Here is a 21,267-nt window from a genome sequence, read left to right as displayed (position 1 = left end):
ACCCCATCCATTCCTTCTACAGACAGGTGATCACCGATGGCCACTTGCAGCTACACCGTGCCCGACAAGAACGTGACCGGGGACAATTTCTACGGAGCCTCGATCTGCAATCAGACCTACATCGACTATTTCTGGAACACCTACGGTTTCGCGGGCAACAAGGACTACTGGGACGACGGCTTCGGCTGGGAAGACGCGTGCAACACCGACAAGCCGCTCGCCCGGACGTTCAACGCGTGCTACCTGCTGACCTATTCGGCACAGGACTACCAGAACGACGCCTATTCCGGGGCGATGCTGAACTGGGCGCGCCGGTACGTCCGCGACAACTGCGACGACCTCCGCTCGCTCTGCGGCGACGGCAGCGCCATCGCGCGCTCGTTCAAAGGGGCGTTCGTCGACGACCGGATCGAGCTGTACCTCGGTTTCTGGTACTCCAAGGACGTTCCCGGACGCGCCGAGACGTTGATCCACGAATCGCGGCACCAGGGCGGGAAGCCGCACAACGCGAACTTCCCGGCGGGTTCGGTGTTCGGCGCCGGCAAGAGCGGCGCCGACTCCACCTGGGGCTACGAGGGCGCCTGGATGTACGGCGCGCTCTACCTGTGGTGGTTCTACGCCCAGGGCGCCCGCACGACGTCGGCCTTGCGTGAACGCGCCCGCCAGCGCGGGAACCTCGTGATCGACAACGCCTTCGCGACTCATCCGGGCTTCAACATCTGAGTCACGACCGACAGGCCCTCTCGTACTGCAGACGAGAGGGCTTAGTCGCGAAATACCTCCGATGACTTGATGAGTGTCCCACTCATCGGGGCTTGACCATCGACATTTCTGCGACAATCATCGGATCTCTCGGGAACCCCACGCCTTGGATGAGAGCGGATGGTCATGAGAGTTCGAGCGCATCGCATCGCCTGGCTCGCCATAGTTCTCGCCCTGCTGACGAGCCTGCTCACCACGACGACCGCGAGCGCGGAGGTGCACCATCCCCGGCAGAAGTGGCTCCGCGAAGCCACCGCCGGACTTTTCCTCCATTGGGGCATGTTCACCGCACCACGCCACACTGATTGCGCCGCTTGGGAACGCGCCGTCACCGACGGCGGCTGGAGCGCGGACTACTGGGTGGACGAGGCTCGCAAGCTGGGCGCCTCCTACATCGTGCTCGCCACCTTCCACAGCAGGCTGGGCTACGCGCGCCCGTGGCCGTCGGCGATCCCGGGCAGCTGCTCCACGCGCCGCGACCTCCTCGGCGAGCTCGTCAAGGCGGGCAACGCGAAGGGCGTCCGGACGATCCTCTACATGACCGACGATCCCCAGTGGCACAAGGAGACCGGTGTCGAGTCACTGGATTCCGCCGCGTACTCCGCCTACAAGGGCAAGCAAGTCGACCTGACGACCCGCCCGGGCTTCGGCGAGTACAGCTACGACCTCTTCCACGAGGTCATGGACCGCTACGCGGACCTCGCCGGGTTCTGGATCGACAACGACAACGACTACTGGGAGAAGAACAAGCTTTACGAACAGATCCGCGAGAAACGGCCGTCCTGGTTGCTGAGCAACAACAACGAGGACACCCCGATCATGGACACCGTCAGCAACGAGCAGAAGACCGGCATCACACCGCCGTACGACTATCCGCAGGCCGCCTTCACCCCCATGCCGAGGCTCACCGAGGCCGACTACAAGCTGCCGACCAACGGCGGCTGGTGGTACGACGGCACCGATCAGGCCGTCGACTTCCGGCTGTCCACCGGGCGCTACATCACCAACGCGGGTTCGTCGATGAAGTCGTTGATGGCCGAAACCCCGATGGTGAACGGGAAGTTCCCGCCGCAACAGGAGGCGTACAACAATTTCATGGCGAGCTGGGTGCCCCCGATCAGGTCCTCCTTGCAGGGCAAGGAGGGCGGCGGGTACATGTACGGCGGGATGCAGCCCGGGTTCTGGAACGACGGTGCGCACGGCGTCATCACCGTCGAGCCCGGCGCGGGAACGCAGTACCTCCACGTGGTGACGCGGCCGCGCACCGACCTGCTCCGCTTACGCGACAACGGATACAAGGTGACCGGCGTGTCCGACCTGCGCACGGGGAAGTCGCTGCGCTTCAGCCAATCCGGGGGTTATCTGAGCATTGTGGACATCAAGGACTGGGACACCTACGACACGGTGTTCAAGGTGGAAACGGCCGGGCAGCGGTACTTCCACGACTCCCACACGATCAAGGCGACCGCTTCGTCCTCGCGCGCCGGGCATCCGGCGTCGAACCTGGTCGACGGGAGCTTCGAGAACCATTGGGACGCCGACGGCAAGCAGCCGGTCTCGCTGACCTTGGACCTCGGCAGGAGACGGACCGCCACCTATCTCGCGGTGAATCAGCGTGAGATGTCGCCGACGCACGCGCGCGAGTCGTTCGGCAGGCCGGAGGACTCGTCGCGGATCAAGGACTATCGCGTCTACGTCAGCGACGACGGGCGGAACTGGGGCAAACCGGTCCGCACCGGCGCGATGCCGAGCGCCCGTGGTGTGCAGTTCATCGATTTCGGCGAACGGCAGGCCCGGTTCGTCAAACTCGAGGTGCTGAACACCTGGTCCGGGCCTCAGGCGAAACCCTTCTACAAGCAGTTGGCGATCGACGAGATCAAGGTGGCGTACGGCTACCCGAGTTCGGCGCTGGGCGCACAGGTCCCACTGGAGGCGGAGTCCTTCCGCAACGACCACGACGGCCGTGCCAGGCTCCGCCATTGCTCATCCTGCTCCGGATCGTTCCAGGTCACCGGGCTCGGTGGCGGCCCGCGCAACTCGGTCACTTATCCGAACGTGACGGCCGCCGAAGCCGGAAGCCACCGGCTCCAGCTCGACACCGTGGGCGGTCCCGCGACGTCGGTGGCGGTGAGTGTCAACGGCGGCACCCCCGTCGGGACCGTGATCGACGCCGGAACGCCGGGAGTCGTGACTTCGACGGCGATCCCCGTCGAACTGAACGCCGGCGCCAACACCGTCAAGGTGTTCAGCGACGCCTCCTCGGGGCCGGGCCTTGACCGGATCGCGATCGCCCTCCTGCCACCGTCGTCCTACACGCCGAAAACGACGCTGACCGTCGAACCGGGCGGCATCCAATGGCTCGCGCCGGGACGGCAGTCCCTTCAGGTGACCGCGAAGCTGCGGCTCGACGCCGACGACACGATCAAGCAGGTCGGCCTCGCACCCGTCGTCCCGGTGGGCTGGACCTTGCAGGGTGCTCCGGCGAGCACAGCGTCGATGCGGGTCGGGAACGAGCTCGAAGCCTCCTGGACCCTGGTCTCCCCCGAAGGTGTCACCGCGGCCGACATCCCGGTCACCGCGTCGTTCGACCTGCTCGGCCGGGCGAAAACGGTGAGCAAGCCGGTCCGGGTGAGCCCACGACCGGCGGACCGGGTCTTCATGCGGGAGGCCGAAGACTCGGCGAACGACGTCGGCGACGCGGGCGTCACGAACTGCGGGGTGTGCTCGGGCGGGCAGAAGGTCCGCAACATCGGTGGCGACCCGAGTTCGTTCGTGCGGTTCGACGACGTCACCGTGCCCGAGACCAGGCGCTACACCCTCCACATCGACTTCACCGTCAACGGGCCGCGCTCGTACTTCGTCACGGTCAACGGCGGCACGCCGATCGAGGTGAAGGTCGACGGCGCCGGCAACAACACCCAGCTCACGGCGTCGTTGCCGGTCGAGCTGACGGCGGGGGCGAACACGATCAAACTCCACAACGACCACGCGTCCGCCCCGGATCTCGATCGGCTGTCACTGGAGTGAGTACCGGCTTGACCCTCTCCCCGGGATAGGGTTCAGGCTGGTCCCATGACGACCCTGATGCCGATAGGCGTGTTCGCGCACGCCACCAGGCTGTCGGTCCGCGCGCTGCGGAACTACGACCGGATCGGGCTGCTGGTACCCGCCAGCGTCGATCCTGGCACCGGGTACCGCCGGTACTCGCTCGAACAGTTCGCGCGCGCCGGCCTGATCCGGCGGCTGCGGGAACTGGAGGTGCCGCTGGCGGAGGTCGCCGCGATCATGGACGCGGGCGACCCGGACGAGGTGAAGGCCGCGATCAAACGGCATCACGACCGGGTGGCGGCACGGGCCGCCGAACTCGCGGCGATCACCGACGGACTCGACTCCATGCTCGCCGAACCGACACGGTGGCTGCACGTCTACGAACGCGTGCGCGCACCGCGACCGATCGCCCGCCTGTCGATCCGGACGCCGTTGAGCGGTCTGGCCGAACTGATCGGCCCCGCCTACGCCCGGCTGTTCGCGGCCCTGGGCGCGCAAGGGGTCACACCGTCCGGACCGCCCGGGGCCCGTTACGTCACCGACGATCCCGATGAGCTGACCGTCGAACTGTTCGTCCCGGTCGGCGGGCCGGTGCGGGACGACGGGGCGATCGGCTCCGCCGAGCTTCCCGGTGGACCGCTCGTGGCGACGATCCACGAAGGTGGCTACGAAGACGTCGAGACCGCGTACCGATCGCTCGGCCGCTGGATCGCCGAACGCGATCGCGTCCCGGCAGGTCCCGCCGAAGAGTTGTACCTGGTGGCGCCCGGGCCGGGAGTCGCACCCGAGGCCTACCGCACCGAGATCGCCTGGCCGGTGACCTCGTGATCATCGAGGGAATCGCGTCCGCGGGCGGGGAGCACTGCGAGACCAGCACGCTCCATGTCATCCTGCGGCACGCCGGGATCGAGCTGTCCGAGCCGATGCTGTTCGGACTCGGCGAAGGCCTGGGCTTCCTCTACTGGGACGGGAAGAACCTGCCGTTCCCGTTCCTCGGCGGGCGCAGCAAGCCCGTCGAGATCACGCGGAAGCTGACCGACCGGCTCGGGCTGTCCTTGCGGGTCAAGGAAACGACCTCGGCGCGCACGGCGTGGCGGAACGTGGCCGAGGAGATCGACGCCGGTGTGCCGGTCGGTCTGCAACTCGACTCGTACCACCTGGAGTACTTCACGTCGAAAGTCCACTTCGGAGGGCACTTCGCCGCCTTGTACGGCTATGACGACGAGCACGCTTTCCTTGTCGACACGGCACAGCAGGGCGGCTCCGTATCGACATCACTGGAGAGCCTCGAACGCGCCCGCGGGGAGAAGGGCCCGATGACGGCGAAGAACCGCTCGTTCACCATCGGTGCGGACGAGCCACTGGTTCCGCTCGCCGACGCCATCCGCACGGCCGTCCGGGCCAACGCGGCGGGGTTCCTCAATCCGCCCATCTCGAACCTCGGATATCGCGGGATCGGCAAGGCCGCTGTCCAGGTGCGGAAATGGCTGGAGCGCAGCACTGATCCGGCGCGCGACCTTCCGCAGGCCGCCGTCCTGATGGAGCGGGCAGGGACCGGCGGGGCACTCTTCCGCCGGATCTACCGTGACTTCCTCGCAGAAGGCGCGGCCATCGTCGACGATGCCGGTCTCCTCACCGCGTATGAGAAATACCGGGAAATCACTCCACTATGGACAGAGGTCGCGGACTTGTTCGCACAGGCAGGAAAAACCGGCGATGCCGGAAGGCTGAACGACGCGTCCGCCCTCCTGTCCGAGCTGGCCCGGCGCGAACAGGAGGCGATGACGGCGCTCGCGACCGTTCAGCCCTGCCGCTCGTAGGGCAGCTTCTCCCCCGCTTCCACCGCGAACGGCAGGTCGTTGCCCGCCGGCGGCAACGGGCACGTGGCGAAATCGGTGAACGCGCAGGGCAGATTCGTCGCGCGGGTGAAATCGAGGACTACCGACCCGTCGTCCGCGGGAGGCGGCACCGCGAGCGACCGGTTCGCCGCGTAGGTGGTGACGCCGCTCGTGGCATCGGTGAACAGGATGAGCAGGCCGTCCTTCTTGCCGTTGAACGCGGTGAGCGCGTGCTCCACGCCGTCGTACTCGAAACGCACGATGCCCGGCGAGACGTAGACGTGGCTGAGCCCTTCGACGACCGCACCGACCGTGGTCGGCCGCGGCTCGTCGAAGGGCTCGAAAGTCCCGGACAGCACCCAGGCCGCGTCGGGCTCGTACGCCGGGACACCGCGGAAAGCGTTCAGCACCGGCGCCTTCGGGTCGTGCGTCCGGATCAGGTACCCGCCGCGGCGCGCCACCTCGATCTCGATGTCGCCGGCGACGACCCTGGTGGTCGCACCGCTGTTGATCAGCTCGAAGCGGCGGACACCGGTGATCCGCTCGCCGTCGTGCGAGAGATCCGCGCCCTGAGGTTCGAGGTACGCCGCGTCGGCGTCCTGCCACCACAGGCCGGGCAGCCCCTCGTACGCGCGCGGCTTGTCCTCGAGCCAATCAAGGGACACCAGGGCGAGCCAGCCGAGCGGATCGGCGAGATCGCGCTCGCGCTGGGTCTTCCAGCTCTGCCAGTCCCGCGTGACTGTGTCCAGGCTTGTGCTCATCGCCGATCCCCTTCCGTGACCTTGCTCGTTTCCCCGGGTCAACGGGCCGGCGGCGACGATATTTCCTGTCCCGGTATGTGGGCTGGCCCTGGTGATCCTCGGTGGACTTCGCCGCGTCCCGGCGTCGAGGAACCCTTCCCGGTCGCCCCGGAAGCGACGGCCTTTCGCGAGGGGCGCGACCACTCACTTCGTATTCCGGACGCATTTAGTCGACTAATTGTGTCATCCCTTTCTTTGCGTGGTCGCCGCGCGAGGCAACATCACACTTCAGTGTTGCTGACGCGTTTCGCTCGTCGCTCAAATTACGAACGCTTGTTCGATTTATTGCGGCATTCCAAAGCGGATTCAAGAGGTCAATGCGCCACCTGAGTCTCGTGAGCAACCAACGGTCCGTGAAGGCCTCCTTGCCTACCCTGAGGGTAGTGAAGGAGCCCTTCACTACCTGCCGATTCTTCCCTTCAACGCGATAACCTCAGCGGCTGGACGAGGTAGGCACCCTCGCCATGCTCCGCGGAGAACACCGCGATCTCGCTCCGGTTGAAGTACATGAAGGCCCACTTCCTTGCCCCTGGGTACATGAACCGGGCCTTCACGTACCCAGTCACGGCGTCCCACCAGCTCAACCAGATGCACGACGCGATGACCGCACCCGTCGACAGCCGCCCGAGCAAGCCGCGCTTCAGCAGGTATTCCTCAGCGGAGCGCCCACTGGCGACGAACCCTTTATCGTCCCTGAAACTGTTCAGTACCGGCGGAAACCCGAACATCGACTGCGCCGTTCGAGCGTATTAACGCAAGAGCTCTCGATTATTCCGCAAAACCCGGAGCAAGATCGGCCGTTCCGGACTTGGGAGGGGACGGAGCGCAACATGGTGAATCAACCACGTGGCCCGGACGGCCGTTGGATCAAATACAAGTACGGTGCGGGCGCGATGGCCACGGCAGGAGTGGTCGTTGCCGCCACCAACGGCATTGGCGGAGGCACTGCCGCCTCCCTGGATTCCGCCGCGAGCCAAGCCCTCAAAGGCAAAAGCTCCAGCAAGAAATCCGCGCAGAAGGGCCGCCATTCCGAAACATGGCAACGCCTGGGCTGGCGCCAGCTGAAGAAGACCGCCAAGCGGGAACTCACCTGCGGGCCGCATTCTTTCGGCGAAGTCCAGCGCTTCTTCCTGCGCCATCCTTGCGTGGATCTCGATCGCATGATGGTCACTGTCGACGACGGCGCCGGGAACACCATCACCGTGTCCGTCGCGTGGGTGAAGATGCCGAAGTCGAGCGAGGCAAGCGACCTGAAACGGCTCGTCGACAAGGACGGCACCGGCAACGTCGTGCTCTTCGGCGAGGCACCGCCCGGAAGCCGCTTCACCGGCAAGAACTACGACTCCCGTCTGGCCAAGAAGCTGGTCGTGATCGCCGAATCCGCCCCAGCTTCAGGACGACCGAGCGAAGCGACGCTGGAGACCGCCGTCGACGTCGCCGTCGAGTTCCCCGCACCTTGAACCCGCACCAGCGGTCCACAATGGAGGCGCCAGGCCGGACACGACCGCAGAGGACACCCATGAACGATCAGACCGACCTGCCGCCCGGCATCGGCAACCCGGCGACACGCGCCTTCACCGCGGCCGGTTACACGCGGCTGGAGCACTTCACCCGCGTCACCGAAGCCGAGCTCGCGAGCCTGCACGGCGTCGGCCCCAAAGCGCTCCGCATCATCCGCGAGGCGCTGGAAACACGAGGTCAGACATTCAGACTCACCGACTAATTTTTTTGTCTTGACAACTTTGAACTTCGGTGGTTGGCTGTACACCACACCGACCGAAGGAGTACGAGTCATGGCCAAGTTCGCGAACGTCGGCGACTACATCGCCGCTCTGCCCGAGAACCTGCGCGAAGTCGCCAGCGCGTTGCGCCCGATCGTCAACGCCGCCCTGCCGGGTTCCATCGAGGCGATGTACCACGCCTCCCCGACGTGGAGCGCCGGCGAAGCCGTCGGAAAGAACCTCGTCTGCCTGATGAAGGCTTACTCGTCGTACGTCACCTTCGCCCTGTGGAAGGGGCAGCTCGTCGACGACGAGTCCGGCAGGCTGGAGGCGAGCGCGCGGGAGATGGCGCACGTCAAGCTGCGCTCCGTCGAAGACATCGACGCCGCCCTGTTCACCGCTTGGCTCAAGCAGGCGCGAGACCTCGAAACCACCGCGGCGGCGCGGTGACACAATCGGCGGCGTGATCACCGACGAGTCCCGTTGCCCCTGCGGCCTTGGCGAGCCCTATGGCGCGTGCTGCGGCCGCTTCCACCGGGGAGCCGCGACCGCGCCGACCGCCGAACTCCTGATGCGGTCGCGGTTCAGCGCGTTCGCCGTCGGCGACACCGAATACCTCACGAAGACCTGGCACCCGAAGACCAGGCCCGCCGATCTCGAGCTCGATCCCGGGCAACGCTGGACGTTCCTGGAGATCCTCGGCAAGACCGGCGGCGGACTGCTGGAGAACGAGGGCACCGTGGAGTTCCGTGCCCACTACCGGCAGGATCGCCGGGCGGACAGCATGCACGAGAACAGCCACTTCGTCCGCGTCGACGGGCAGTGGATCTACGTGGCTCCCGTCGGCTGAGTCCCACTTCCGCCAACCCGGCGAATCACCCGCCCCTGCCGTGATAGACAAGGTGGCGATGGGAAAACTGACCCGCCGGGCGAGGGCGAAGGCCGACCACTTCGCCTACTCGGCCGCTCGTGAGTGGCCGGTCGCGGCGTCCGGGGTCGGCGTCGTCCTGGGTGTGGCGACAATACTGCCCAGCGCCTTCGGCATCGCGCTTTCGGTACTGGCACTGGCTTTGGGCACCACCACGTTCGTCAGGGATCTCCGGCTGCTGCGGGCACGATGGGCCGGGTTCGAGTTCAGCGCGATCGCCGCCCCCTTCCCCACCGCCGAACTGCCGCCCCCGCCCGCCTACCCGGGAGCGGCGTACCTCTCCGTGCCCGCGCGAGGAACGGCGCTGGTCAGCGACGCGATCGACGCAGCACTGACAGCGGGGAACTTTCGGATCGTCGTCGCCGAGGAGCCGTACCGCCTGCCGCCCAAGCTCAAGGCGACCGCGCCGCACGTTCTCCCCCTGCGCGCGAAGGGGCGGTTGCTGTTCAACGGCGCCATCGTCGGTATGCGCGGCGAACCGCTCCCCGCCGCGGGCGCCACGCCTGCCCCGATCCGGCTGCATCGAGCGCGGTTCTTCGACGCCGTGTGCTCCAACGAACTTTCGACGCTGCGGATCACCAAGACCGACACCGGCGAGGAGTACGACCTCCGCCGCGAGGAACTCGCCGACTCATCGGGCAGCCTGCGCACGCTGGCGAGCAGCGAACTGGCCGATCTGGTCGGCGTCTCGACCATCGCGTTCACCTCCGACGGCAAACTGGTCGTGGTGCGCCAGTCCGGCCGGAACTCCGCGAGCGCGCTGTTGCTCGCGCCGTCGGGCAGCGGCTCGCTGGAACCCCAGGATCTCGACACCCCCGACGGCGGACGCCGCCGGATGCTGCGCACCGCGGTGATCGCCGGGATGGAGCGGGAACTCCGCGAGGAGACCGGCCTCCTGCCCGGCGAAATCACCTCCACCAGACTGACCGGGTTCGCGCGCTGGATGGAGCGCGGCGCGAAGCCGGAGTTCCTGGGGATCACCGAGCTTTCCGTGGACAGCGCCACCCTGCTGACGCGTCGTACGCGCGGCGCCGAGAAGCTGTACAGCGCGGGCACGACCATGCTCGACGTCGACCTCGCGGCGCTAGGCAAGGACCTTTCCGACGGGGTGGACCTGGCCGACGCGCCCTCACTGCCGTCGAGATTGCGTGACGACGCGTCCCTTCCGCTCCTGCTCTGCCTGCGCGCGGCCGCCGTCCGGCGGAGCTTCCATCGCTGACGAACCCGGTGCAAGGTCTGTTCTCCGCGTGACGTGGCGGCTACTATCTCCCCCAATATTGTTAGGGAACTTTCTTAACGATTTCGCCAAGGTCCGCCGTGTGCCCGAGGAGGCGCGCTCGTGAGTTTTCGGCAGAAGAGAACCCGGATCCCGTTACTGGCCATGACCGTCACCGCGCTGGCCGCCGCGGTCTGCGGGGTGACCACCGCCCCCGCCGCCACCGGAGCGGAAGTGGCCGTCCCCCTGTCCGTCGGCGCCGCCGCGGGCAACGCCACCCCGATCCCCGGCTACGTGATCCAGTCTTCGGCACAGGTCAGCGACGACTCGGCGGTGTCGAAGCCGGGCTTCCCCACAGCCGGCTGGTACCCGGTGTCGTCGCGCTCGACGGTCTACGCCGGATTGCTGCAGAACGGCGAGTACGCCGACCCGTTCTACTCGACGAACATGAAGAACGTCCCGACCGCGCAGTTCTCGGTGCCGTGGTGGTACCGCACGGATCTGAACGTCGACGACACCTCGAAGCGCACGTACCTCGACTTCAGCGGCGTGCTCTCCAAGGCCGACGTCTGGGTCAACGGCACCAGGATCGCGACGAAGGACCAGGTCAACGGCGCCTACACCCGCCACGACCTCGACATCACCGCGCACGTGCGCCAAGGCGTCAACAGCGTCGCGTTCAAGGTCTACCCCAACGACCCCGATAACGACCTCTCGATGGGCTGGATCGACTGGGCGCAGACCCCGCCGGACCAGAACATGGGCATCGTGCGCGACGTCCTCGTCCGCCGCAGCGGCCCGGTCGCGCTGCGCAGCGCCCACGTCGTCCAGAAACTGAACTCCTCGCTGGACCGCGCCGACCTGACGGTGAAGGCCGACGTCCGCAACGACTCGGCGAACGCGGTGCAGGCCACCGTCGCCGGCACCGTCGCGGGCAAGCCGATCACCCAGACGGTCTCGCTGGCCGCCAAGGAACGCAAGACGGTCACCTTCGGCGTGGTCGGCCTCGACAAACCCGACCTCTGGTGGCCCGCCGGGATGGGCGGCCAGCACCGGTACGAACTCGACCTGACCGCGAGTGCCGGCGGAACGCCGTCGGACACCTCCAAGTCGAAGTTCGGTGTCCGCGACGTCAAGGCGCCGCTGAACTCCAGCGGCGGGCGGCAGTACAGCGTCAACGGCAAACCGCTGCTGATCAGGGGTGGCGGCTACACGCCGGACCTGTTCCTGCGCTGGAACGAGACCGCGGCGGCCGACAAGCTCAAGTACGTGCTGAACCTCGGACTCAACACGGTCCGGCTGGAAGGCCACATCGAGCCGGACGAGTTCTTCGACCTCGCCGACGACCTCGGCGTGCTGACCATGCCCGGCTGGGAATGCTGCGACAAATGGGAAGGGCACGTCAACGGCGAGGAGAAGGGCGAGCCGTGGGTCGAGTCGGACTACCCGATCGCCAAGGCGTCGATGTTCTCCGAGGCCGAGCGCCTGCGTGACCACCCGAGCGTCATCTCCTTCCACATCGGCAGTGACTTCGCGCCGGACCGGCGGATCGAGCAGGGCTACCTCGACGCGATGAAGGCCGCCGACTTCGCCCTCCCGGTGATCCCGTCTGCGTCGAAGAGGCCATCCCCGATCACGGGCGCTTCCGGCATGAAGATGAACGGCCCGTACGACTACGTCCCGCCCGTCTATTGGTACGACAAGTCGCAGAAGGACCGTGGCGGCGCGTGGAGTTTCAACTCCGAGACCAGCGCGGGCGTCGACATCCCGACGATGGACACGTTGAAGCGGATGATGTCGGCCAGTGAACTGGAAACGATGTGGAAGGACCCGTCGGCACCCCAGTACCACCGTTCTTCGTCGACGACGTTCGCGAACCTGAAGCTGTTCGCCAACGCGCTCACCAAGCGCTACGGCGCGCCGGCGGATCTGACCGACTTCGTACGGAAGGCGCAGCTCGCGCAGTACGAGAACGTCCGCGCGGAGTTCGAATCGCACTCGCGCAACTACACCGATTCGACCAACCCGTCGACCGGGTTGATCTACTGGATGCTCAACAGTCCGTGGACCTCGCTGCACTGGCAGCTGTTCGACGCCTACATGGACCAGAACGGCGCCTACTACGGGGCGAAGAAGGCCAACGAGCCGCTGCACATCCAGTACTCGCACGACAATCGGTCGGTCGTGGTGATCAACCAGACGTCGAACGCGGCGAGCGGGCTGACGGCGACCACGAAGCTGTACAACCTCGACGGCACGGAGAAGTACAGCAACACCAAGACCGGGCTGTCGGTCGGCGCGCTGGGCGCCAAGGCCACCGCGGTCACCGTCCCGGCGGTGAGCGGACTGTCGACGACGTACCTGGCGAAGCTGGTGCTCACCGACTCGTCCGGCAAGGAGGTCAGCCGGAACGTGTACTGGCTCTCCACCAAGGCCGACACGCTGAACTGGGGTGGCAGCGACTGGTACTACACGCCTCAGTCGGGTTACGCCGACCTGTCCGGCCTGAAGAACCTCGGGCAGTCCGCGGTCAGCGCGACGGCGAAGTCGGTCGCCGGCGCCGACGGCACCACCACGACCACCGTGACGCTGAAGAACACCTCGGGCGGCAAGCTCCCGGCGTTCTACGTCGACTCGAAGGTCGTGGACGCCGCGGGCAAGCCGGTACTTCCGGTGGAGTGGAACGACAACGCGGTCAGCCTGTGGCCGGGTGAAACGACCACGCTGACCGCGAAGTACCGCACCGCCGATCTCAAGGGCTCCAAGCCTTCGGTCCGCGTCTCGGGCTGGAACACCGGCACGCAGACCGTTCCCTCCGACGGCTCCGGCCCCAGTACCCCGGTCGACTACCAGGCCGAGGACGCCACGATCGACCGGGGCGCGGTGGAGTCGAACCACGCCGGGTTCACCGGCACCGGCTTCGTCAACTACGACAACGTCGCGGGCAGCTCGGTCGAATGGACGGTCGACGTCCCGGCGGCGGGCACCTACGACGTGGTCGTCCGCTACGCGAACGGGACGACGGCGAACCGGCCGCTGGACTTCTCGGTCAACGGCTCGATCAGCGCTTCCGGTGTCGGCTTCGGCGGCACCGGGGCCTGGCCGAACTGGACGACCAGAACCGTCAAGGTGACACTGGCGGCGGGTGCGAACAAGATCAAGGCGGTCGCCACCACGGCGAACGGCGGTCCCAACATCGACAAGATCACCCTCTAGACCGGGAGTCGCCCGAGGCCCCTTCGCCACCCGGCGAGGGGGCCTCTCCCGTCGGGGCGTGGGTTACGCTTTCCGGGTGACCGGCAAACCCGACCCGCGCCTGCGGGACCTGGCGATGCTGCGCCGTGTCCGCGACCGGATCGATCGCGACTACGCGCAGCCCTTGGACGTCGAGGCGCTGGCCCGCGGCGTGCACGTCTCCGCCGGGCACCTCAGCCGCGAGTTCCGCGCCGCGTACGGCGAATCGCCGTACAGCTACCTGATGACCCGCCGGATCGAGCGGGCCATGATGCTGCTGCGGCGCGGGGACATGTCGGTCACCGAGGTCTGCTTCGACGTCGGTTTCTCGTCGCTGGGCACGTTCAGCACGCGGTTCTCCGAACTGGTCGGCATCTCGCCGAGCGCGTACCGCAAACAGGCGGCGGAGGACGGCCGGGGCATGCCCGGCTGCGTCGTCAAACAGGTCATGCGACCGATCAGGAATCGAGAAGCGACGCCGCCGCGCGCCGACCTACCTTGAGTCGTATGACTCTCTCGATTCAGGCGTCCTACCTCCCGGCAGACGATCTCGAGGCTTCACTTTCCTTCTATCGCGACATCCTGGGCTTCGAGGTGCGTGCCCAAGGCCCGCGCCAGGCCACGGTCGGCCCGCCGGGGCAGCCGGAGACGTCGCTCGTGCTCCGCCCGCCCGCCGCCGATCCGGAGATCACCGACGAGGAACGCGCCACGATCGCCGAACTGATGGCCAAGGGCGTCCACGGGATAATCGTGCTTTCCACCCCGGACCTGATCGCCACCTTCGACCGGATCCAGGCGGCGGGAGCGGACGTCGTCCAAGAACCGATGAAACAGTCCTACGGCGCCTTCGACTGCTCTTTCCGCGACCCGGCGGGCAATCTGGTGCGGTTCGAGGAGCGGTAGCCCGGCCTCGGTGCGCGCGCTCTGACGCTCCCGGGTGATGATGAGCGGCGTGGAGATCGCGGTAGAACTAGTGGCACTGGTGGTGGCCGTCCTCCTGGTCACCGCCGCGGCGCGGAAACTCGACTGGTCGGCACCCCTGTGCCTGATCGCCGTCGGGGTCGCCGCCTCGTACGTGCCGGGCGTCCCGGAATACGAGCTGGACCCGGAGGTCGTGCTGCTGGGGCTGCTTCCCCCGTTGCTGTACGCCACCGCGATCCGCACGTCGCTCATCGATTTCCGCCGCAACCGCGGGCCGATCCTGCTGTTGTCGGTGGGGCTCGTCATCTTCACCACGATCGCGGTCGGGGTCGTGGCGTGGCTGGTGATCCCCGGTCTGCCGCTGGCCGCCGGGCTCGCGATCGGCGCGGTGGTCGCGCCGCCCGACGCGGTCGCGGCCACCGCCGTCGCCCGCAAGGTCGGGATGCCGCGCAAGCTGACCAGGCTGCTGGAGGGCGAAAGCCTGTTCAACGACGCGGCCGCGCTGGTCGCGTTGCGGACCGCCATCGCGGCCATCGCGGGCTCGGTGAGCCTGCTGCAGGTCGGTGGCGACTTCCTGCTGGCCGCGGGCGGCGGGCTGGTGATCGGGTTCGCCGTCGGCGCGCTCGCCGCGCTGATCCGCACCCGCCTCGAAGACCCGGTCACCGACACCGCGCTTTCGCTGGTGGTCCCGTTCGTCGCCTATCTGGCCGCCGAAGCGATCCACGGTTCCGGCGTGATCGCCGTTGTCGTCGCGGGGCTGATCCTCGGGCACAAGGCGCCGAGCATGCTTTCGGGCCGCTCCCGGCTGGCCAGCAGGCTGAACTGGCAGACCATCCAGTTCCTGCTGGAGAACATCGTCTTCCTGCTGATCGGGCTCCAGGTCCGCCGGATCATGACCAAGGTCGGCGACAGCGGGCTGACCGCGCTGGAACTGGTGCTGATCTGCGCCGCCACCCTGGCCGCGACCATCGTCACCCGGATCGTCTGGATGGCGGGTATCGGCCTGGCGCGGCGGGTATTCCGCCGGCACGCCTGGCCGTGGCGGTACTCGGCCGTGATCGCGTGGGCGGGCATGCGCGGTGTCGTCACGCTCGCGGCCGCGTTCGTGCTGCCCGCGGACACCCCGCAGCGGGCCGTGCTGGTCCTGGTCGCGTTCGTCGTGGTGGCGGGAACGCTGCTGCTGCACGGGACGACGCTGCCGGTGCTGGTGCGCCGCCTGAAACTGCCGCCGCCCGACCCGGCCGAGGACGCGCTCCAGGAGGCGGCCGTGCTCCACGACATGACCAGGGCCGCGCTCGAAGAACTGGAGAAGATCCGGACTCCCGAGGACCCGGACGACATCGTCGAACGCCTGCGCAGCCGGCTCCAGCACCGCTCGGACTCGGCGTGGGAGGAACTGGGCAGGCAGAGCGCGCTGACCGAAACGCCGAGCGACGCGTACCGCCGCCTGCGGCTGCGGCTGCTCGAAGTCGAACGGGAGAAGTTCCTGGAGGCGCGCGACTCCGGGATGGCCGATGATGACGTCCTGCGCCGGATCCTCGAACGCCTCGACATCGAGGAATCCATGCTGGACAGGGAGGAGGAGACCGTGCCGGACTCCGATCGGGAACTGCGCACCCCCGCCGCGACGGCGGGATCGTGCAAACATCTGACCAAGGAGTGGCACGCGATCGAACCCAGCGCCCCGGACTTGTGCGCCGTCTGCGTCGAGAACGGGATGACCTGGGTGCACCTGCGCGAATGCGTCAAATGCGGGAACGTCGCCTGTTGCGACTCCTCACCGGGCAAGCACGCGACCGAGCACTTCCACGACACCCTGCACCCGGTGATGCGCAGCCACGAACCCGGCGAGACCTGGCGCTGGTGTTTCGTGGACAAACAGCTGGGCTAGAGGTCGTGTCCGGTGAGTCTTGTCCGATGGGCTTAGTGATCAAAGTGGTTCCTGGCGGTGCGGGCGGATCGGCCTCGTACCGGGTCGTATTCGGCCGCATCCGCCCGTGCCGTCAGGGACCACCTGGGCGCGAAGACCGCGGACAAGACTCACCGGACACGACCTGGGTATCGTCCGAAGCATGAGCACCCCTGCGCAGGAAGTCGAATACCGCCAGCACCGGTTCTCACCTCCGCCGGGCGCGACCGAGATCTTCCTTGTCCGCCACGGTGAATCGGCGCCCGCGAAGGGCAGCGCGCCGTTCGACCTCGTCGACGGGCAGGCCGATCCGGATCTCGCGCCGGAGGGCAGGGACCACGCCGAGCGGGTGGGGCGCCGTCTCGCGGACGAGCGGATCTCCGCGCTGTACGTGACGACACTGCGCCGGACGCCGCAGACCGCGGCGCCCTTGGCGGCGAAGCTCGGGCTCACGCCGGAGGTCGAGCCGGAGCTGAGGGAGATCCACCTCGGCGACTGGGAGAACGGGCTTTTCCGGCGTTACACCTACGAAGGTCACCCGATCGTCGAGCAGCTGTGGCGTGAACAGCGCTGGGACGTGATTCCCGGCGCGGAGACGATGGAGTCGTTCGGCGGCCGGATCAGGGCGGCCATCGGCAGGCTCGCGGCGGCCAACCCGGACCGGAGGATCGCCGTGTTCACCCATGGCGGCGTCATCGGAGAGGTCTTCGCGCAGGCGAGCGGCGCGAAGAACCGGTTCGCGTTCCTGGGCGTGGACAACGGCTCGATCTCGCATCTGGTGGTGTCGGGCGAAGACTGGATGGTGCGGCGGTTCAACGACACGTCGCATCTTCAGTCGCCTTTCGGCTGATCCGGCCCGCCGCGACCAGGTGCACGACGACCAGGACCGCGACCGCTTCGGCGGCCAGCAACCCGATGAGCACGAGCACCTGGGTCACCCCGGCCTGCACTGGCCCGGCGCCACCGAGGAGGACACCGACGTAGGCGCCGGGCAAGGTCACCAGGCCGACCGTCCGGGTCTGGTCGAGGGCGGGGATCAGCGCGTGTCCCGCCGAGGGGCGGCAGATCTCCAGCGCGGCCGGGCGGCGCAGGAATCCCAGCGCCAACGCGGCTTCGTACTCGCCGTGCCGTGACACGAGTTCGCCGAGGGCCCGCCTGGCCGCCTGAGAGGTCGCGGACATCGCGCCACCGATGACGATGCCGGCGATCGGCACGATCGCGATGGGCCGCCACGGGACCACCCCGGTCGCGAGCACCAGGGTCAGCACCGGCACCACGCCGGAGGCGATGGCGAGCGCGACCCACGCCAGATCCTTCGCCACGCCGATCCGGCGTGCGGAGGTGACCGCCGCGATCGTGAACATCAGCAGGACGAAACCGCCGGTCAGCCAGCCTGATTTCAGGATCCCGACGATGACCAGCGACACGGCGGCGAGTTGCACGACGGCGCGTCCGGCCGCGAACAGCACCGCCTTGCCCTGCCCCAACCGCCCGAACTGCACCACCGCCGCGCCGAAGATCGCGAGCACGGCCAGGACCACGGCGAGCACCGGGCCGAACGCGATCGCACCATCCGTCACGCGGATGATCCTGCCGCAGGGTCAGGAGGTACAGGTGACCGGCGCGCCCGCGGCGGGGGCGGTGCGGTCGCTGACGACCACGCCGTCGACGACAATCCGGCACCGCAGCGCGCCGCTGCCCGACCCCTGCGCGGACAGGCTGTAGAACTCGTCGCGGCCTTCCTCGCTCCTGCGCTCGAAGGTGGTGCTCCACGGCGCCGTCACTTCGGTCTTCTGCATGAGTTCCGAACCCTGCGCAACGTAGGTGACGTTCTGGGCGCCCTCCGCGCCGGAAAGCTCGTAGACGACGGAGTGGATCACGGTGCGCACGGCAGCCACGGCCTGTTCGACCTGTGGCACGGGCGGGCTCTGCACAGGCCTCGACGCCTTCGGAAGCACGTAGCTGGTCAGGGTGACGGCGACGGCCATCACACCCAGCACGACCACGACGGTCCCCAGCGGCTTCAGCCTGCCGGGGGCACCCTGCACCGGCGCCGATGCCGGAGGGGTCGCGGTGGGAACACCCATGGAGAGGTCTTCTCTCGTCCGAGCGCGCTTCCGTCGAGCGCGTCGTCTACTTCTCGCACGAAGGTGACTCCGCGTTAGCCGTTATCGGGAAGAAACCCGATATTCACCCTTTTGGGTGTCCCACTGAGTGGAGAATCCCTGGTTATGAGGCGATCGGCGTAAGCACAGTGAGCCGAACAGCTCACTTTGAGTGATCTCAGCCTAATCGACGAGACCCGCCTCGGCGAGCAGCCCGAGCATCCGCCGCCCCGCCGGCGGGCAGAGATGCGCGTCGGCAGACGACAGCCAGGCGGACTCCGCGATCTCGCGGCCCGGCGCGGGCTCTCCGCGATGGCCGGCGGTGTAACAGGTCATGCGGACGCGTCGGCCGTCCGCGAAACCGTCGGCCTGCTCGTTCAGCACCGCGAAGAAGCGAAAGCTCTGCGGGTCGAGCTCGATGCCGAGCTCCTCCTTGATCTCCCGGCACAGTCCGGCGACGTCGCCCTCGCCCGGCTCACGTTTGCCCCCGGGAAGGTAGAACTTGGCCTTGCCCTTGGTCCGCACCGACAGCAGACGGCGGTCGCGGACGTGGATCCAGGCCAGTGAATCGATCTCTGCTTCGGACACGGCCTGATTCTGTCGTAGGTCAGGGGCATCATGGCAACCGTGTATCGGGAGACGACGGCGCCCGGCGAGCTGGCAGGCATGGTGCGCTGCCTGTGGGAGGACACGGGCACGGCACCGAAGCGGATCGTGCCCGACGGCTGCGTGGACCTGGTGGAGAGCGGCGGCGAGGTCTTCGTCGCCGGGCCGGACACCGCGGCCTGGATCTGGGAGACCGGCGAACGGGCAAAGGGCGTGCGGTTCGCCCCCGGCAGAGCGGGTGACATCCTGGGCCTGGGTGCCGACGAGCTACGCGATCAGCGTGTCCCCCTCGGCGACATGTGGGGCAGGGAAGGCGAACTACTGGCCGAACGGGTGCTCTCAGGTGCCGCTTCGCTGACCGCCGTCGCCGTGCGGCGCGGAACCGGACGAGCCGACCGGGAGATTTCGGAGCTCATCGCCAGACTGGACAGCGGTGCGCCCCGGGTCTCGGCCGCGCTGGAGAGGTTCACCACCGGCGAGCGGCAGTTGCGGAGGCGGTTCACCCTCGCGGTCGGCTACGGCCCCGCCACGTACCTGCGGGTCACCCGGTTCCAGCGCGCCATCGGCCTCGCGGGAACGGCGCCGGATCTCGCCTCGCTGGCGTTTTCGGCAGGGTACGCCGATCAGGCTCACCTGAGCCGGGACTGCCGGGAGCTCTCCGGGCTGAAAGCGAGTGAGTTCTTCCGTGCCAGGAAGTGAGCGATGTCCACAGTGGACCGGTACAGGTCACGGTAACGCGGGTAGAACTCGTCGTAGACCTCGGCGTCCGCGCCGGGGCGGACGATCTCGGCGACGGGGTTCCAGGCTTCGATATCCGGTTCCCAGCCCAGCGCGACCGAGGCGAGAACGGCGTCTCCGAACGCGGCACCGATGGTTTCCGCGGGGATCTCCTGGTCGATCCGCGCGACGTCGCTGACGATCCGCGTCCACACCCCGCCCTGTGTCCCGCCACCGACGGCGACGAACCGGCCGGTGCCCCCACCGGCCTCTCGCATGGCTTCGAGGTTGTGCCGAACGCCGTACGCGGCGGCTTCCAGGGCCGCGCGGTACAGATCGGCACGATCGTGGGACGTGGTGAGCCCGGCGATGACCCCCCTCGCGTCCGGGTCCGGCACAGGTGTCCGTTCTCCCGCGAAGTACGGCAGCATCAGCAGACCGCGGCTGCCGGCGGGGACCCCGGCCGCCGCCGCGGCCAGTTCCCCGAACTCGCCGCCGACGAGATCCCGCAGCCAATCGGTGATCGCGCCGGAGGTGGCCATCCCCGCGGCGAGCGAGTAGCTGCCGGGGAAGGCACCACGCGTCGTCCACAGCCCCTGCCCGGGGCGGGGATCGGCGAGCATCTGGATCAGGAACATCGTGGTGCCGTACATGAGCATGGTGTCCCCGGGCGCGGTGACCCCGACGCTGGTCGCCTCGGCCCAGGCGTCCACCGTCCCCGCTGTGACCGGGATCCCTTGCGGCAGGCCGGTTTCCGCGGCTGCCTCGGCGGTGACCGAACCGGCGACCTCGGTCGGCCACGCGAGCCTCGGCAGCTCGACGCCGGGGGCGATCGCGGCGGCCCGGTCCGCCGCCCAACGAGCCTCGCGCAGGTCGTACATCGGATCGCATTGGCTCGCCGAATGATGGTCGAGGACGTATTCACCGGTCAAGCGCAGCACGAGGAACGAACTCGCCATCAAGAAGAGCTTCGCCCGCTCGAATACGTCCGGCTCGTTTTTGGCCAGCCAGCGCCATTTCGGCCCGACGGCCTGTGAGCCGAGTGCGCTCCCGCCGCGTTCCACAATGGATTCTTCGCCGAATTCGCGGTTCAATTCCCGGATTTCGTCATAGGCGCGGGTGTCGACACCGTAAAGGATCGCCGGGCGCAAGGGCTTCCCGGAAGCGTCGGCCGGCAACAACACCGGCCCGATCCCGCTGACCGACACTCCGATGATGGGATGATCCCCGGCGCCCGCCGAAAGTTCCCTCACCAACGCCACGAAGTCCTGCCACCACACGGTTTCCGCGTCGTGCTCGAACCAGCCGGGATGCGGGCGGGATGTTTCGTGCGGCCGAGCTGCCCGCGCCACCACGGTGCCCCGGGAATCGACGAGGACGGCTTTGGAACTGGAGGTGCCGATGTCGATGCCGAGCACCAGGCCCGGTTCCCGCACGACGCCTCCGAACTCCTCCGCGCGAG

At 67.8% G+C, this 21,267-nt stretch carries 21 protein-coding genes; 15 read left to right on the top strand and 6 right to left on the bottom strand.

The features are described from left to right. Window positions 1-36: 36 nt before the first annotated feature. From AC069H_RS39570 to AC069H_RS39555, 4 genes are all read left to right on the top strand, one after another. Window positions 37-723, top strand: coding sequence for a hypothetical protein (locus tag AC069H_RS39570; protein WP_007028085.1), 687 nt, complete (start codon window positions 37-39; stop codon window positions 721-723). A 159-nt stretch (window positions 724-882) separates the two neighbouring features. After that, window positions 883-3,789, top strand: a complete 2,907-nt coding sequence (locus tag AC069H_RS39565) for an alpha-L-fucosidase (protein WP_478235734.1) — start codon at window positions 883-885, stop codon at window positions 3,787-3,789. A 45-nt stretch (window positions 3,790-3,834) separates the two neighbouring features. Beyond that, window positions 3,835-4,638: a MerR family transcriptional regulator gene (locus AC069H_RS39560; RefSeq protein WP_478235733.1), complete on the top strand. Its 804-nt coding sequence runs from the start codon at window positions 3,835-3,837 to the stop codon at window positions 4,636-4,638. Next, on the top strand, window positions 4,635-5,630 hold the full coding sequence (locus tag AC069H_RS39555; protein ID WP_478235732.1) for a BtrH N-terminal domain-containing protein: 996 nt from the start codon (window positions 4,635-4,637) through the stop codon (window positions 5,628-5,630). Before AC069H_RS39560 ends, AC069H_RS39555 begins: the two co-directional genes overlap by 4 nt. Here the strand turns inward: AC069H_RS39555 and AC069H_RS39550 are convergent. Together AC069H_RS39550 and AC069H_RS39545 are read right to left on the bottom strand one after the other, a co-directional pair. Further along, window positions 5,612-6,409 (bottom strand): DUF1684 domain-containing protein, encoded by a 798-nt coding sequence (locus AC069H_RS39550; RefSeq protein ID WP_478235731.1) that lies wholly within the window; start codon window positions 6,407-6,409, stop codon window positions 5,612-5,614. The genes AC069H_RS39555 and AC069H_RS39550 overlap by 19 nt on opposite strands. Window positions 6,410-6,867: 458 nt before the next feature. Then, window positions 6,868-7,176 carry a hypothetical protein gene (locus AC069H_RS39545; RefSeq protein ID WP_478235730.1) on the bottom strand — a complete coding sequence of 103 codons (309 nt, stop codon included), beginning with the start codon at window positions 7,174-7,176 and terminating at the stop codon, window positions 6,868-6,870. 102 nt (window positions 7,177-7,278) lie between these two features. Here AC069H_RS39545 and AC069H_RS39540 point away from each other — a divergent pair, with 102 nt between their 5' ends. The 10 genes from AC069H_RS39540 to AC069H_RS39495 all read left to right on the top strand — a co-directional run bounded on the left by AC069H_RS39540 (window position 7,279) and on the right by AC069H_RS39495 (window position 17,227). Then, entirely contained in the window at window positions 7,279-7,908 is a 630-nt protein-coding gene (locus AC069H_RS39540) for a hypothetical protein (protein WP_478235729.1), read from the top strand. Between the two features lie 59 nt (window positions 7,909-7,967). Then, window positions 7,968-8,171, top strand: coding sequence for a helix-hairpin-helix domain-containing protein (locus AC069H_RS39535; protein ID WP_478235728.1), 204 nt, complete (start codon window positions 7,968-7,970; stop codon window positions 8,169-8,171). A 70-nt stretch (window positions 8,172-8,241) separates the two neighbouring features. Continuing rightward, window positions 8,242-8,619 carry a DUF1801 domain-containing protein gene (locus AC069H_RS39530; RefSeq protein ID WP_478235727.1) on the top strand — a complete coding sequence of 126 codons (378 nt, stop codon included), beginning with the start codon at window positions 8,242-8,244 and terminating at the stop codon, window positions 8,617-8,619. A 13-nt stretch (window positions 8,620-8,632) separates the two neighbouring features. Next, window positions 8,633-9,019: a YchJ family protein gene (locus AC069H_RS39525; protein WP_478235726.1), complete on the top strand. Its 387-nt coding sequence runs from the start codon at window positions 8,633-8,635 to the stop codon at window positions 9,017-9,019. A gap of 58 nt (window positions 9,020-9,077) precedes the next feature. Next, window positions 9,078-10,316 carry a hypothetical protein gene (locus AC069H_RS39520; RefSeq protein ID WP_478235725.1) on the top strand — a complete coding sequence of 413 codons (1,239 nt, stop codon included), beginning with the start codon at window positions 9,078-9,080 and terminating at the stop codon, window positions 10,314-10,316. A 120-nt stretch (window positions 10,317-10,436) separates the two neighbouring features. After that, window positions 10,437-13,529 carry a glycosyl hydrolase 2 galactose-binding domain-containing protein gene (locus tag AC069H_RS39515; RefSeq protein WP_478235724.1) on the top strand — a complete coding sequence of 1,031 codons (3,093 nt, stop codon included), beginning with the start codon at window positions 10,437-10,439 and terminating at the stop codon, window positions 13,527-13,529. Between the two features lie 115 nt (window positions 13,530-13,644). Beyond that, window positions 13,645-14,049 carry a helix-turn-helix transcriptional regulator gene (locus AC069H_RS39510; protein WP_198941864.1) on the top strand — a complete coding sequence of 135 codons (405 nt, stop codon included), beginning with the start codon at window positions 13,645-13,647 and terminating at the stop codon, window positions 14,047-14,049. Between the two features lie 5 nt (window positions 14,050-14,054). After that, window positions 14,055-14,450, top strand: a complete 396-nt coding sequence (locus AC069H_RS39505) for a VOC family protein (protein ID WP_478235723.1) — start codon at window positions 14,055-14,057, stop codon at window positions 14,448-14,450. Between the two features lie 40 nt (window positions 14,451-14,490). Then, on the top strand, window positions 14,491-16,359 hold the full coding sequence (locus tag AC069H_RS39500; protein WP_478235769.1) for a Na+/H+ antiporter: 1,869 nt from the start codon (window positions 14,491-14,493) through the stop codon (window positions 16,357-16,359). Window positions 16,360-16,540: 181 nt separating this feature from the next. After that, window positions 16,541-17,227, top strand: a complete 687-nt coding sequence (locus AC069H_RS39495) for a histidine phosphatase family protein (protein WP_478235722.1) — start codon at window positions 16,541-16,543, stop codon at window positions 17,225-17,227. On the opposite strand, the gene AC069H_RS39490 is transcribed toward AC069H_RS39495, so the two are convergent. The 3 genes from AC069H_RS39490 to AC069H_RS39480 form a co-directional block, all read right to left on the bottom strand. Next, window positions 17,190-17,957: an ABC transporter permease gene (locus tag AC069H_RS39490; protein WP_478229337.1), complete on the bottom strand. Its 768-nt coding sequence runs from the start codon at window positions 17,955-17,957 to the stop codon at window positions 17,190-17,192. The two genes, AC069H_RS39495 and AC069H_RS39490, sit on opposite strands and share 38 nt — an antisense overlap. Window positions 17,958-17,978: 21 nt before the next feature. Beyond that, window positions 17,979-18,464 (bottom strand): MmpS family transport accessory protein, encoded by a 486-nt coding sequence (locus AC069H_RS39485; RefSeq protein ID WP_478229336.1) that lies wholly within the window; start codon window positions 18,462-18,464, stop codon window positions 17,979-17,981. 201 nt (window positions 18,465-18,665) lie between these two features. Next, window positions 18,666-19,070, bottom strand: coding sequence for an NUDIX hydrolase (locus AC069H_RS39480; protein ID WP_478229335.1), 405 nt, complete (start codon window positions 19,068-19,070; stop codon window positions 18,666-18,668). A 30-nt stretch (window positions 19,071-19,100) separates the two neighbouring features. On the opposite strand from AC069H_RS39480, the gene AC069H_RS39475 reads away from it, so the two are divergent. Continuing rightward, on the top strand, window positions 19,101-19,787 hold the full coding sequence (locus tag AC069H_RS39475) for a helix-turn-helix domain-containing protein (RefSeq protein ID WP_478235721.1): 687 nt from the start codon (window positions 19,101-19,103) through the stop codon (window positions 19,785-19,787). Here AC069H_RS39475 and AC069H_RS39470 read toward each other — a convergent pair. Continuing rightward, window positions 19,718-21,241 carry an FGGY-family carbohydrate kinase gene (locus tag AC069H_RS39470; protein ID WP_478229333.1) on the bottom strand — a complete coding sequence of 508 codons (1,524 nt, stop codon included), beginning with the start codon at window positions 21,239-21,241 and terminating at the stop codon, window positions 19,718-19,720. The two genes, AC069H_RS39475 and AC069H_RS39470, sit on opposite strands and share 70 nt — an antisense overlap. Between the last annotated feature and the right edge of the window lie 26 nt (window positions 21,242-21,267).

This window comes from Amycolatopsis sp. NPDC043887 (assembly GCF_056435665.1).
The sequence above is the reverse complement of the archived record's forward strand: the minus strand, read 5'-3'. Positions and strand labels throughout refer to the sequence as shown.